A 13,669-nucleotide genomic window follows, 5' to 3' on the forward strand; every position below is an offset into this window, starting at 1 on the left:
TTAAACCCGCCCATTATTTGATAGTCTTATATTAAATCATTTAATTATGGCTGAAGTTACCCAAAAGCTGCAGTTGCAACATCTTGCCTGGCGTGCCGGCTTTGGAGAAACCCTTCCCGTCATCTCCGACTGGGAAAAAAAACGAAGGAAAGATATTGTGAATAGCATCCTGATAGGCCCTGCCAGGGCATCCATTGAATCGATGGATGTAATTGCAAATGCTGATCTCCCTGATTATAAGAAGCTGAAATCCATGACGCCCGAAGAAAAGAAAAACGTGCAGCAAATGAATACGCAAGGGATACGCGACTTGAACGTAGCCTGGATCAATGGCATGATTAAAAGCGACCATCCATTGCGGGAGAAGATGAGCCTTTTCTGGCATGGACATTTCGCCTGCCGTACAGAAAATGTGATATTCAATCAGCAACTGTTAGCCGTGATACGCGAAAATGCGCTGGGTGATTTCGGCGACTTGTTAAGTGCAGTATCTAAAACACCGGCCATGCTGCAATTCCTGAATAATCAGCAAAACCGTAAACAGCACCCCAACGAAAATTTTGCCCGCGAGGTAATGGAGTTGTTCACATTGGGCAGGGGCAACTACACCGAAAATGATGTAAAGGAAGGCGCCAGGGCCTTTACCGGATGGGGCTTTGATGAGTCCGGCGCTTTCGTGTTCCGCGATAAGCAACACGATGATGGCATGAAATCATTCCTGGGACAACAAGGTAATTTTAACGGAGATGACGTACTGAAAATATTACTCGATCAAAAGCAGACTGCGAGATTTATCACCACAAAAATTTATCGATTCTTTGTCAACGATACACCGGATGAAGCGATCATTACGATGCTGTCAGATAAATTCTACCATTCCGGCTACAAGATAAAATCGCTGATGAAAGAAATATTCATGTCGGATTGGTTTTATGACAGCACATTAATCGGTAACCGTATTAAATCGCCGGTAGAACTGCTGGTAGGCATACGCAGGGCGGTGCCAATGGATTTTGAGCAGGAGGAAGTGATGATATTATTTCAACGGGTATTGGGACAAATGCTGTTTTATCCCCCCAATGTGGCAGGCTGGCCAGGTGGGCGCAGCTGGATAGACAGCTCCAGCCTGATGTTCCGTTTACGCATACCACAAGTCATTTTATATTCTCAATCATTTAATGTAATGCCTAAGGAGCTGACACCGGAAATGGGCGGCAATTATAAAATGACGCTGCAAATGAACGATTTCCTGAAACGGCAATACGCAAAAAAAGTAAATGCCCGTATCAACTGGGACCCATATCTACAGGGCTATGCAGATGTGCCCAGGGAAAACCTGGCGAAGGAAATAGCCGGTGTGCTGTTGCAGTTCCCCGATAAAATTGGCCCATCGCTGCTGGAGAAGTACGCGGATAGCAGTACCCGGGAAAACTATATTAAAACAGTGACCATCGATGTGATGAGTACGCCGGAATATCAATTGTGTTAATCACCATAAAAATTTTCCAACATGCTGATTCTAAACAGGCGTCGTTTTTTGCAGGTAGGCTCGCTGGCTTCGGCTGCGATGATGATGCCAAAATTCCTGAAAGCGCTGGAACGCGGTAGCCTGGTGCCTCCCGGCAACAAAATTCTGGTGATCATTCAACTGTCGGGTGGTAACGATGGATTGAACACGATCATACCCTACCGCAATGATATTTATTACCGGGCAAGGCCTGCCCTGGGTATAAAACGGGAAACGGCTTTGTCGCTGACCGATAACCTGGGCATACACCCGGCATTAAAAGGGCTAAAAGAGTTATACGACGACGGCGCTTTGGGTATTTTGAATAATGTAGGTTATCCCAACCCGGATCGTTCTCACTTCCGGTCTATGGATATCTGGCATTCGGCCAGCCAGTCAAATCAATACTGGTCTGATGGCTGGATTGGGCGTTATCTGGATGCACAGTGCAAAGGTTGTGATAAACCCACCCAGGCCCTGGAGATAGATGATACCCTGAGCCTGGCCCTGAAAGGTGATAGCGATAAAGGCCTGGCGCTGACGGATCCTGCACGTTTATACGGTACCAGCAGCGATAAATATTTTAAAGATCTTTTACAGCAGCATCCCGGGGCAGATGATCACCACAGCAATGTAGACTACCTGTACAAAACCATGGGAGAAACCATTTCTTCTGCGGCCTACATACAGCAACAGTTTAAGACGTATAAGTCTACCGAAAATTATCCGAATACGGAGTTGGGTAAGAACCTGCGCACCATCGCTAACCTGGTGATGTCGGATATCAACACGAAAGTGTACTATGTATCGCACGGAAGTTTTGATACCCATGTAAACCAGGATGCGCAACAAGCCCGCCTGTTCGGGCAACTAAGCGATGCTCTTACCGTATTTACCGGCGACCTGAAAAAGAATAACCGCTTCCAGGATGTGGTGGTAATGACCTTTTCAGAGTTTGGCCGCCGGGTAAGCCAGAATGCCAGTGGAGGAACAGATCACGGTACAGCTAATAACATGTTTTTAATTGGGGGTGGCTTAAAACAACCGGGCATGATCAACGAAGGGCCCGATTTATTTAACCTGCGGGATGGGGATTTGCAATATAAAGTTGATTTTAAAAGCGTGTATGCCACCCTGTTAAATAAGTGGCTGGGCGCGGATGATAACGCTATTTTGAGGAATACTTATCCGCATTTGGAATTTATTTAGCCATCATCTCATTATTATAAAAAAGCGGAGCGGCATCTGGTCAAAGATGCCGCTCCGCTTTTTTATATCGGGTATTTATTGTCCTACCTGGGTAATAATCGCTCTGAAAGCGCCGTCCTGCACACTTCTGGGCCCCCCCTCGGCTGACTGGTCGGCGAGGGTACCGGAAAAGGTGCCTTCTACCATCATATTGTCAATACGTGTAATCCTGATAACGAAGTCGCTGCTGCCGGTAGACACGAGGGTATTGGCATATACGCTGTTGAGCACGATGCTCATGCCATTGCCGGTTTTGGTAGCGGGATAGGCGCCTGGCGTAAAAGGCAAGCTGGGGGCGGCCATGGCCATAGTGATTACATCACCGGTATAAGTTTGCCCGGTAATCTCCAGTCTGGGATAGTCATTATTCGGGTTGTTGTCTGTTAAATTGGGCGCATAGATGGTTCCTTTTGGATTATCTACCAGGTACACCCTGTTATCCAGTTTCATCGAAACATACTTGCGGCGCTGGGCATCGTCTTTACTATCTTTCTTGCAGGATATACTCAACATTACAATGGCACTGAGTAATGCAGTTACTAATATGCGCATAGGTTATATTATAATCAGTTTTAATTAATCGGCGACTAAATTAATCATTTAAATACAAAAACGGATGCCGGTAACGGATTGTTACATCCCTTCACCGGCATCCGCTGTATATCTTTTCGATGGGCTATTAAGCCTTACGCGCTGTGCGGTACAGGTACCAGCCCATAAACGCAAAAAAGCCACAACCTATTATATAATACCCCGTTTGTCCCAGCATATTGGTGAGCCCTGTTTGTTGATTGAGCTTGGACAGGATAACGGCCGACCAGTCGAAACCCGCCAGTATAGCGATGATAACGCCGGCCACGGCTCCTCCGGCTACCAGGCCGGTTGCAAAGAGGTTGCCTTTACCGAGTTCTTCTTCTTCCGGAGAAATCTTTTTGTTGGATTGTTGCTGTTTTCGGTCTACCACACCGCGGATAGCTCCACCCACAAAGATGGGCAAGGTAGTGGATAGTGGCAGATAAGCTCCCACTGCGAAAGACAGGGAGTTAACGCCGCACAGTTCCATAGTAATAGCCAGGAATACGCCTACCAGTACAAACTGCCAGTCGAGGTTGAACGACAGGATACCTTTTGCCAGTGTAGCCATGAGCGTGCCTTGCGGAGCTGGATAGTATGCACTGCCGATGGCATGGTCTTTCACCCCATGGAGTACCATATCAGCCGTAGGCTTATCGAGGAACTTCACCGTTAAACCGATCACCACAGAAGAAACGATAGCGCCAATAAACAACGACAGCTGTTGATACATAGGCGTGGCACCTACAATGTAGCCCGATTTTAAGTCCTGCGATGTACCGCCGGCATTGGCTGCAGCAATACAGATCATACCACCTACTACCAGTGCCATCGGCTCATACATCTTACCTGTCCAGCCTACGGCGATAAATACCAGGCAAGTACCCATGAGCGTGGCGATGGTCATTCCGGAAATAGGATTGTTGGAAGAGCCGATCAATCCTACGATGCGGCTGGAAACGGTGACGAAGAAAGCGCCAAATATAACTACGAGTAGTCCTACCAGTAGTTTTTTGCCGATGGAGTCGCCCGGAAGCTGCGGTAACAGTGCGATAAGTAGTACCAGGGCAATACTGCCGAAGAGCACCACTTTTAAGCTCAGGTCTTTTTCGGTTCTGGGAGCGCTGCCTTTGGCGGCACTATTTTCAGAACCATCTTTGATGGCGCCCAGGCTTCCCTTAAAGGAAGAAATAATAGTAGGAATTGTTTTCAGCAGGGTAATAAAGCCCCCTGCTGCTACAGCGCCGGCGCCGATTTGCCGTACATAGGCATAGTATACTGCAGCGGAATAATCGCCGAAAGTATGTGTAACCGGGTTCCAGTCGCCTTGTCCACCGGGCGTTTGCAGGTTAGCCAGGTAACCTATTTTCACCAGTTGGGTAGCAATGGTATCAGGCGGCAGCAGGGATGCCAGCAAAGGGATGAGGGCCAGCCATGACAGCACGCCCCCGGCTACCAGTACCCCGGCAATGCGGGGGCCGATAATATATCCTACGCCCATGTACTCCGGTGTAATATCCGCACTGATTTTAGCGGAAGGAAAAAACTTACTGGCCTGTTTAGTCATGTATTCCGGTGTTTCCGCAATCACATGCAGGATCTTCTGGAAGATGGCATATACGAAGGCGAAGCCCAGTCCGTAGAAAGCTGTTTTCGCAAAGTCGCCTCCCTTCTCTCCCGCTATCAGTACATCACCGCAGGCGGTACCCTCCGGGTATGGGAGGGTTTTATGTTCTTTTACAATCAATGATCTTCTCAGGGGAATCATCATCAACGTACCCAGGATACCGCCACAGATGGCGAGAATCAGGATGGTAAAATAATTGAAATACTGGGTGCCGCCACCATCGCTGAGAAACAGGAATCCCGGTAAAGTAAACACCACGCCTGCCGCAATAGATTCGCCGGCAGACCCGGTAGTTTGAATGATGTTGTTTTCAAGAATGGTGGTGTTGAAGAATTTTCTGCCTAAAGTAATGGCAATAACGGCAATAGGGATAGAAGCTGACACAGTGAGACCGGCTTTCAGCGCCAGGTATACGGTGGCGGCGCCGAAGATAATACCGAAAATACAACCGAGTAAAATGGACTTGAGGGTAAACTCTTTCATTTGTACGCCGGGAGGAACAAAGGGCTTGAATTGGTTATCAGACATAATGCGTATTTGATTACTGGATGAAGTAAATATAAGGAAAAGGAGAAAGCTTAAAGCCGAAAGCAAAAAGCTATTGAAGCGAATGAACAAAGCGATTTAAATAATACTCGCGGTGATCATTCGCTTCAATAGCTTTTTGCTTTCGGCTTTAAGCTTTCGGCTATCTAACGCCGTGCATCCATTTTTTCAGGAAGGTGGTAGACAGGAACAGCAATACTGCTGCAGCTCCTGGCAGGATCACAAATACCATGAAAAATTCATAGAGGTTGTGGATCGTAAAGCCGGCGAAGCTGGGATAGTGAGCGGCCAGTTTCAGCTCTTTCAGTTTATCCAGTTGTTGCGCAGTAGCGGTAATTGTACCATCGAGAATGCCTTTCAGGTCGATACCATTTTTGGTAGCCAGTTCGTATTTGTCCATCGTAGGTGGCAGCAGGGCGCCGAGTGTACCAGCCAGTGCATAACCGGCGGCATTGGCCAGGAACCATACGCCCATCAGCAGGGATGAGAAACGATGAGGGGCCAGTTTGGCTACCAGTGATAAACCGATAGGCGACAGACACAATTCACCCAGTGTATGGAACAGGTACATGAGGATTAACCAGCTTACGCCGATTTTTTCTTTAGCACCCAGCCCTTTCATCTGCCATGCAATGATAAAGAAGCCAATGGCCAGCAGTGCCAGTCCCAATGACTGTTTCACCGGGGAAATCGGCTCCAGGCTACGCTGCTGTAATTTCAACCATAAGAAGCTGAAAGGCAATGCAAATACGATGATGAAGATGGAGTTGGCGTTTTGCACCAGGCTTGGCGGCATGTCCCAGCCAAAGATGCGGCGATCAGTCTGATAGTCGGCTATGAAGGTGAGAGAAGATCCCGCCTGTTCAAAACAAGCCCAGAAGAAGATGACGAAGAATGCTACAAAGTAGATTACGATGATTCTCTGTCTTTCTACTTTGGTAATAGATTTATCGGTAAGGATTAATACAGCGAGACTGATACCAGCGGCATAGATGAAGGGATATACCCATGACTTGATAGGATTGGGGTCGATGGACAGGTAGTGGATGCCGAAGAAGAGGACTACCATTAAAGCCAGTACACTGAAGATGGCGGTAGAAGTAAATTTGGCTTTGTCGGCTTCACCGGTAGCGGTAGTACCGGTTGACTTGGAGAAATCCGGTTTGCCACCGATGGCTGCGCCGGTAGGCGTTACTACATATTTATCTTTCAGGAAGTAAAAGAGGATGGTGCCGAGGAACATGGCGATACTGGCGGCCAGGAATCCCCACTTGAAGGCGCTTACCACTCTTACGCCGGTGGCTTCAATTTTTACGTCGCCGAGGATAGGGCAAATGGACATACCGAGGAAGGCGCCCATGTTGATACCCATGTAGAAGATGGTGAAGGCAGAATCGAGGCGGCTGTCATTTTTTGGATACAGCTGGCCCACCATAGAAGAGATGTTGGGTTTGAAGAAGCCGTTGCCGATAATGAGGATGAATAGTGCCAGCCATACAATCATTTTGGCTGCTTCCAGGTTGGAGGCATATAGTACACCACTTAATACCATCAGCAGTTGCCCTATACCCATTACAAAACCTCCTAATATAATGCAGTTCCTGTTTCCCAGGTACCTATCGGAAATATACCCGCCCAGCATAGGTGTCAGGTAACATAAACCGAGGAATCCTCCATAGATGATAGAGGAATCTGCTTCAGAGAAAGCCAATGCGTTCACCAGGAAGAGCGTCAAAAGCGCTCTCATGCCATAAAAATTAAACCGTTCCCACATCTCCGTGGCAAATAATACTGGGAGCCCTTTAGGATGGCCCTTCTGCGAGGCAATAGGGGACTCTTGTGCAACAGCAGTTTGCATCATAAATTGGTTAGTTTTAGCAATAGTTGTTTAGATTTCGTAAACCTTTAAATATGGCAAGTTAAATAAAATCGGTTATCAACGTAAAAAAATGGTATGAATGCTCATTTTTTGCCATTTTTTGAACTTTCTTTGCATTTTCTTTCGCATCTGCATTTATTAGGCAACTCATATGAACATACTACTACTAGGAAGTGGTGGCCGGGAACACGCGCTGGCCCTGAAAATGTCACAAAGTACCCTATGCGGTCATCTTTTTATTGCCCCGGGTAATGCCGGTACCGCTCAATGTGGTACGAACGTCAACATGGGGGTGAGTGATTTTGAGAAGATAAAGGCTTTTTGCCTGGAAAATGCCATCGACCTGGTACTGCCGGGCTCTGAAGAAGCGCTGGTAAACGGTATCTATGATTATTTTAAGAGCGAGCCTGCATTACAGCATATACCGGTAATGGGGCCGTCTAAGGAAGGGGCGCAGCTGGAGGGCAGCAAGGCTTACGCCAAGTTGTTTATGCAACGCCATCACATTCCCACGGCTGCCTACCAGGAGTTCAACGCCGATAATTATGAAGCGGGGGTGGCTTATCTTCAACAGCACTCCTTACCAATTGTACTGAAGGCCGATGGCCTGGCAGCCGGTAAGGGCGTTGTTATTGCGACTTCGCATGAAGAGGCGCTGGCCGAATTTGAGCAGATGATTAAATCGGCCAAATTTGGCGATGCCAGTAAAACTGTGGTAGTAGAGCAGTTCCTCACCGGTATTGAGTTGTCTGTATTTGCTCTTACTGATGGGCATTCCTACCAGATATTACCGGAAGCCAAAGATTATAAGCGGATTGGAGAAGGCGACCAGGGGCTGAATACAGGTGGTATGGGAGCGGTATCCCCGGTACCTTTTGCCGATGCGGCATTTATGAAGAAAGTAGAAGACCAGGTGATCCGTCCTACGATTGAAGGGCTTTCCAAAGAAGGAATTGTCTATTATGGATTTGTGTTTTTTGGCCTGATTAATGTAGGAGGGGAGCCGTTCGTAATCGAATATAACTGTCGCATGGGGGATCCTGAAACGGAGGTGGTAATGCCCCGTTTAAAAAATGATTTACTGGAGTTATTCAACGCAGTAACCGCAGGTAAACTAAGTGAGCAGACTATTTACGCCGATGCGCGTGCAGCATCTACGGTGATGCTGGTATCAAAAGGATACCCGGAAGCATATGAGAAAAACAAGGTAATCAGCGGTATTCCGGCGCCTACCCACGACCAGGTGGTGTTTCATGCCGGTACCCGGCAGGATGGTGCCAACGTACTGAGTAACGGTGGCCGCGTACTGTCTGTTACTTCACTGGCGGCCGATCTGTCTTTAGCCCTGGCTCATTCTGTACAAACAGCAGAGCAGATCTCTTTTGAGGGCAAAGTATATCGCCGTGATATAGGATACGAGTTTATTTAGCCAACGAGCTTTAGCTGCGGGTAATGTCCGACAGGGCTGCTGCCGGCAGCTAAAGTGTTTTAGCCACGAACAGCTACAGTAGGGAGGACTGGTACAGGACAATTGAAAAGCGGGACTTGTAAAGGCGTAATTTTAGGCGGCAGGAACAATTAAAACGGACTAATTCCGTTCATCTGATCGAAGCGTAAAGAGAGCAGTTACTATGCCGTTTGTATAACAAATAACTTTTTTTAATATTTAGCTGTATTATTGCAAGAATATCCATTTTTTGCATCGTATATTCGTTGGAATTATTCATTTTTGCATTCTAATTTTTGACCGTATCAACAATGGGATTTTTTAATTTTTTAACGCAGGAAATCGCGATTGATCTTGGTACAGCGAATACGCTGATAATTCATAATGACCAGGTGGTAGTGGACGAGCCTTCCATTGTAGCGATAGAACGGGCTAGTGGCAAAATTGTGGCTGTAGGAAAGAAGGCCATGATGATGCACGAAAAAACACACGAATATCTTCGTACTATACGTCCCCTGAAAGATGGCGTGATAGCGGATTTTAATGCCGCTGAAGGCATGATCAGGGAACTCATAAAAATGATTTACCCCAAAAAGCCCCTGTTTGCCCCCAGCTGGCGCATGGTGATCTGCATTCCTTCCAGCATTACGGAAGTGGAAAAAAGAGCCGTACGCGACTCTGCTGAACAGGCAGGCGCCAAAGAGGTATACCTGATTCACGAACCTATGGCCGCGGCACTCGGTATTGGTATCGATGTGGAAGAGCCAGTAGGTAACATGATTATCGACATAGGTGGCGGTACCACCGGCATTTCGGTGATCGCACTGGCGGGTATCGTTTGCGACCAGAGTATCCGTATTGCGGGGGATGAATTTACCGCCGACATCATGGAAGCCCTGCGCCGTTACCACAGCTTGCTGATTGGTGAAAGAACCGCAGAACAGATCAAAATCCATATCGGATCTGCCCTGAAGGAACTGGACAACCCACCAGATGATATTCCTGTTAATGGTAGAGACCTGGTAACCGGTATTCCGAAACAAATCATGGTATCCTACCAGGAAATTGCGGAAGCCCTCGACAAGTCTATCTTTAAAATCGAAGAAGCCATCCTGAAAGCGCTGGAAACAACGCCTCCTGAGCTGGCATCAGATATTTATCGCAGAGGTTTATACCTGACCGGCGGTGGCGCCTTGCTCCGCGGATTGGATAAGCGTCTCACGCAGAAAATCAAACTGCCGGTGCATGTAGCGGACGATCCATTACGCGCCGTGGTAAGAGGTACAGGTATTGCCTTAAAGCATGTTGGTAAGTATCCGTTCCTGATGCAATAACACTATTTTGATATTTACGGATTTTGAGGTACTGTGGCGGATACTCCCCCGATGCCGAAAAATCCGTAAATCTCTAAATCTCAAAACCCGTGCGCGCTTGTGCGAAATTTAATCATTTTCTTTAGGCGATACTTTAACTTCTTCTTATTTCTGCTGCTGGAAGTGATTTGCATGGTATTGGTATTCCAGCATAACAACTTTCAGCGAACCGCCTACCTTAGCTCCGCCAACGCCATCAGCGGTAAACTGTACGACAAGTATAACAACGTTCAATACTACTTTCACCTCAAGTCGACCAACGATAGCCTGGTGAACGAAAACATGCGGCTGCACAATGCCCTGCTTACCAGCTACGATAGCATGCTTACCGCAAAGGGGATTAAAATCGATACGGTACGCCAGTACAGCGATGATACCCTGCGCCGGGTGATTGGTACACAGATTCGCCGCTACGAGTACTTTTCTGCTAAAGTGATCAATAACTCCATCAACAAGTCTGTTAACTATATTACTATTCACCGGGGAAGTTTGCAGGGTATCCGCCCGAATATGGGCGTTATTAGTAGCAGCGGTGTCGTAGGCGTAGTAAGAAGTGTGAGCGATAATTATGCAGTGATTTTGTCGATGCTCTCTAAATCCAACTCCGTATCCATCAGCGCCCGTCTTGGCCAGGGTAAGGAAATGGGATCGGTACACTGGGATGGTGAAGACGCTGGTTATGCGCTGTTGAAGGACGTCCCCAAAAGTGCTAAAATACATAAAGGAGATACGGTGGTAACCAGTGGGTTCTCTGCCCTCTTCCCTGAAAATATTCCTATCGGCTATGTGGAAAACATTGCTGTGGGAGATAAGGCCAGCACCTCGTATACCATCCGGTTGAAATTGGCCACCAATTTCTACAACCTGCAATATGTGTATGTGATCGAGAACCTGTTGAAAGAAGAACAACAACGATTGGAAGATTCAACGTATAAGTTGATTAAATGAGTATACTGTTAAGAAATATAATCCGCTTTGTGCTCCTGTTGCTGATACAGGTGTTTGTGCTCAATGAAATATTGCTGCATCAGCTGGTGAGCCCCTATCTTTACATGCTGTTTATCCTGGCGCTGCCCTTTAACCTGCCCCGTCCTGTATTGATGTTGATGGGACTGCTGATGGGGCTTTCCCTGGATATGTTTATGAATACCCCCGGTATGCACGCTGCTGCCTGCGTTTTCATTGCTTATCTGCGCCCGTTTATTATCAATATCCTATCGCCACAGGGAGGTTTTGAAACTACCCAGAAAACACCTTCCATGACCAGTATGGGAGTATCCCAATTCCTTATTTATGCTGCTATCCTGGTATTGCTGCATCATACCGTATTTTTTTCCTTAGAAGTATTTGGTACAGGTAACCTGTTATACCTGATCATGAAGATCGTCTTTTCATCGCTGGCCAGTCTTTTCCTGATTGTACTGTATGAATTACTATTCTTCTCGAGGAAGTAATAGGGAGAAGCGGCAAGCTTTAGGCTTTTTAATGTAGGTTTGTAATTTAAAATATATCCGTCCTTAAAGCATGTCGGTATTTAATCAGCCCAGGAAGAGAGTAATACAGTTGATTATACTGGGGATGGTCACATTAATCATCTCGAGATTATTCTTCCTGCAAATTGTGGAGAAGAAGTACGCCAAACTGGCGGATGCCAACGCAGTATTGCGTAAGGTGGTGTATCCCAGTCGTGGTATTATCTACGACCGGCAGAATCGTAGTATCCTCGGAAACGATGTATTATACGACCTCGTAGTAACGCCCGCCAGTGTAAAAAATATTGATACCGCCTATCTCTGTAATATCTTAAAAATAGATAAAGAAGAATTCAGGAAACGTATTATCAATGCCATTGTAAAAAATGGACGGGTAAGACAATCCGTATTTGCTCCCCTATTGGCGCCGGAGGTATTCGGACAGCTCCAGGAAAGCATGTACCTTTTTTCGCCGGGCTTTGAACTGGTGCCCCGGCAGATCCGCTCCTATCCTTACTCTGCAGCAGCTAACATACTTGGGTATATCGCGGAAATTTCCCCGGCCATGCTGAAGGATACCGCCAACTATGGCTCCTATAACTCTGGCGATTACCTCGGTTTTACAGGGCTGGAAAAAACGTATGAGTCGGTATTAATGGGCCAGCGAGGTATCCAGTACCTGGTAAAAGACAACCTTAACAGGCCACAAGGCGCCTACGAAAACGGCGAATTCGATAGTGCCGCCGTAGCCGGGAAGAACCTGCGCCTTTCCCTGGATATCGAATTACAGCAGCTGGGCGAGCAGATGATGAAAGGAAAATCCGGCAGTATCGTAGCCATAGATCCCCAAACCGGTGGCATCCTGGCTATGGTGAGTGGTCCAAGCTTTGACCCTAACCTGCTTACGGGGTCAAACAGAAGTGCCAATTTCAGTAAACTATATACCGATACCACTAAACCGCTTTTCAACCGTGCCATCCAGGCCACCTATCCTCCCGGCTCTACCTTTAAGCCTATGATAGCCCTGGTGGGACTGGATGAAGGCGTAATTACACCCAGCTTCGGCTATCCTTGCAGGGGTGCCTATTATGGCTGTTCCCGGCCTATCAAGTGCGAGCACCACGATCCGGGCCACGCAGCCAACCTGCGCCTGGCGCTCTCCCACTCCTGCAACGCCTACTTCTCGCATGTATACCGCCTCAGTGTGGATGCTGCCAAATTTGGCGGCATTAAGGAAGGCGGGATGCAGAAATGGGCTGATTATATGAACACCTTTGGTTTCGGTCACAAGATTGGGGTAGATATCCCCAGCGAAGGACGGGGGCTGGTACCAGATAAAAAATATTATGATGCCCGTTATAAAGGCAGCTGGAATTCCTGTACATCCGTGTTCCTGGGTATAGGTCAGGGGGAATTGTTGTTAACACCGTTGCAAATGGCCAACGCCATGTGTATTGTGGCTAACCGTGGTTCCTACTATATTCCTCACTTTGTGGCCAGCATTGACAATGACGATACACACCTGTTGGATAAATATAAAAAGAAACATGAAGGTGCGCATATTTCCGACTCGGCCTATAGTGCGGTAATTCATGGTATGACCGATGTGGTGGAGAGCGGTACCGGGCGTATTGCACAAATTGAAGGGATTACTATTGGTGGTAAAACCGGTACAGCGGAAAACTATGGTATTGTAAATGGCGTAAGAACAAAATTGAAGAACCACGCATTGTTCGTAGCTTTTGCACCTGCCGAAAATCCACGTATAGCCATTGCGGTGGTAGTGGAAAATTCCGGCTTTGGTGCCACGTATGCCGCACCTATCGCCAGTTTGATGATGGAGAAATACCTGAAAGACAGTATCTCTACCAAACGTCAGCCATTGCTGAAAAAGGTAATGGAAACAGTTACCCTGGACCAGTCGTTGCTGGCTAAGTCGCACCTGGATTCATTGAATAACAATGCCATCATGCTGAAGAAGAAGAAGTCGTAACCAA

At 47.2% G+C, this 13,669-nt stretch carries 10 protein-coding genes; 7 read left to right on the forward strand and 3 right to left on the reverse strand.

What is annotated here, in order from left to right; genetic code table 11:
* The first annotated feature begins 46 nt into the window (after window positions 1–46).
* Window positions 47–1,489 (forward strand): DUF1800 domain-containing protein, encoded by a 1,443-nt coding sequence (locus tag FHW36_RS05515; RefSeq protein ID WP_186452312.1) that lies wholly within the window; start codon window positions 47–49, stop codon window positions 1,487–1,489.
* 21 nt (window positions 1,490–1,510) lie between these two features.
* Window positions 1,511–2,716, forward strand: a complete 1,206-nt coding sequence (locus tag FHW36_RS05520; RefSeq protein ID WP_145663516.1) for a DUF1501 domain-containing protein — start codon at window positions 1,511–1,513, stop codon at window positions 2,714–2,716.
* A 75-nt stretch (window positions 2,717–2,791) separates the two neighbouring features.
* Here the strand turns inward: FHW36_RS05520 and FHW36_RS05525 are convergent, their stop codons facing one another.
* The 3 genes from FHW36_RS05525 to FHW36_RS05535 form a co-directional block, all read right to left on the reverse strand.
* Window positions 2,792–3,307, reverse strand: a complete 516-nt coding sequence (locus FHW36_RS05525) for a hypothetical protein (protein WP_145663519.1) — start codon at window positions 3,305–3,307, stop codon at window positions 2,792–2,794.
* A gap of 127 nt (window positions 3,308–3,434) precedes the next feature.
* Window positions 3,435–5,483 (reverse strand): OPT family oligopeptide transporter, encoded by a 2,049-nt coding sequence (locus FHW36_RS05530; protein WP_145663522.1) that lies wholly within the window; start codon window positions 5,481–5,483, stop codon window positions 3,435–3,437.
* A gap of 160 nt (window positions 5,484–5,643) precedes the next feature.
* The gene (locus FHW36_RS05535; protein WP_222428991.1) at window positions 5,644–7,362 is read right to left on the reverse strand and encodes a peptide MFS transporter; all 1,719 of its coding nucleotides are present in this window, start codon (window positions 7,360–7,362) and stop codon (window positions 5,644–5,646) included.
* Between the two features lie 169 nt (window positions 7,363–7,531).
* Between FHW36_RS05535 and purD the strand changes: the two genes are divergently transcribed.
* From purD to mrdA, 5 genes are all read left to right on the forward strand, one after another.
* Complete coding sequence (gene purD / locus FHW36_RS05540) at window positions 7,532–8,809, forward strand: phosphoribosylamine--glycine ligase (protein ID WP_145663525.1); 1,278 nt, start codon at window positions 7,532–7,534, stop codon at window positions 8,807–8,809.
* Between the two features lie 329 nt (window positions 8,810–9,138).
* On the forward strand, window positions 9,139–10,161 hold the full coding sequence (locus tag FHW36_RS05545; protein WP_106527013.1) for a rod shape-determining protein: 1,023 nt from the start codon (window positions 9,139–9,141) through the stop codon (window positions 10,159–10,161).
* Window positions 10,162–10,260: 99 nt separating this feature from the next.
* The gene (mreC, locus tag FHW36_RS05550; protein ID WP_186452313.1) at window positions 10,261–11,148 is read left to right on the forward strand and encodes a rod shape-determining protein MreC; all 888 of its coding nucleotides are present in this window, start codon (window positions 10,261–10,263) and stop codon (window positions 11,146–11,148) included.
* Window positions 11,145–11,654 carry a rod shape-determining protein MreD gene (mreD, locus tag FHW36_RS05555; RefSeq protein WP_145663531.1) on the forward strand — a complete coding sequence of 170 codons (510 nt, stop codon included), beginning with the start codon at window positions 11,145–11,147 and terminating at the stop codon, window positions 11,652–11,654. Before mreC ends, mreD begins: the two co-directional genes overlap by 4 nt.
* Before the next feature lie 70 nt (window positions 11,655–11,724).
* Complete coding sequence (gene mrdA, locus FHW36_RS05560) at window positions 11,725–13,665, forward strand: penicillin-binding protein 2 (RefSeq protein WP_145663534.1); 1,941 nt, start codon at window positions 11,725–11,727, stop codon at window positions 13,663–13,665.
* Window positions 13,666–13,669: the final 4 nt, after the last annotated feature.

This window comes from Chitinophaga polysaccharea (assembly GCF_007829335.1).
GTDB lineage: Bacteria > Bacteroidota > Bacteroidia > Chitinophagales > Chitinophagaceae > Chitinophaga > Chitinophaga polysaccharea_B.

What these genes read in the sequence shown, in the direction of transcription:
- FHW36_RS05515 (WP_186452312.1), top strand. Translation starts at nt 47, where the DNA reads ATGGCTGAAGTTACCCAAAAGCTGCAGTTGCAACATCTTGCCTGGCGT.
- FHW36_RS05520 (WP_145663516.1), top strand. Translation starts at nt 1,511, where the DNA reads ATGCTGATTCTAAACAGGCGTCGTTTTTTGCAGGTAGGCTCGCTGGCT.
- FHW36_RS05525 (WP_145663519.1), bottom strand. Translation starts at nt 3,307, where the DNA reads ATGCGCATATTAGTAACTGCATTACTCAGTGCCATTGTAATGTTGAGT.
- FHW36_RS05530 (WP_145663522.1), bottom strand. Translation starts at nt 5,483, where the DNA reads ATGTCTGATAACCAATTCAAGCCCTTTGTTCCTCCCGGCGTACAAATG.
- FHW36_RS05535 (WP_222428991.1), bottom strand. Translation starts at nt 7,362, where the DNA reads ATGATGCAAACTGCTGTTGCACAAGAGTCCCCTATTGCCTCGCAGAAG.
- purD (WP_145663525.1), top strand. Translation starts at nt 7,532, where the DNA reads ATGAACATACTACTACTAGGAAGTGGTGGCCGGGAACACGCGCTGGCC.
- FHW36_RS05545 (WP_106527013.1), top strand. Translation starts at nt 9,139, where the DNA reads ATGGGATTTTTTAATTTTTTAACGCAGGAAATCGCGATTGATCTTGGT.
- mreD (WP_145663531.1), top strand. Translation starts at nt 11,145, where the DNA reads ATGAGTATACTGTTAAGAAATATAATCCGCTTTGTGCTCCTGTTGCTG.
- mrdA (WP_145663534.1), top strand. Translation starts at nt 11,725, where the DNA reads ATGTCGGTATTTAATCAGCCCAGGAAGAGAGTAATACAGTTGATTATA.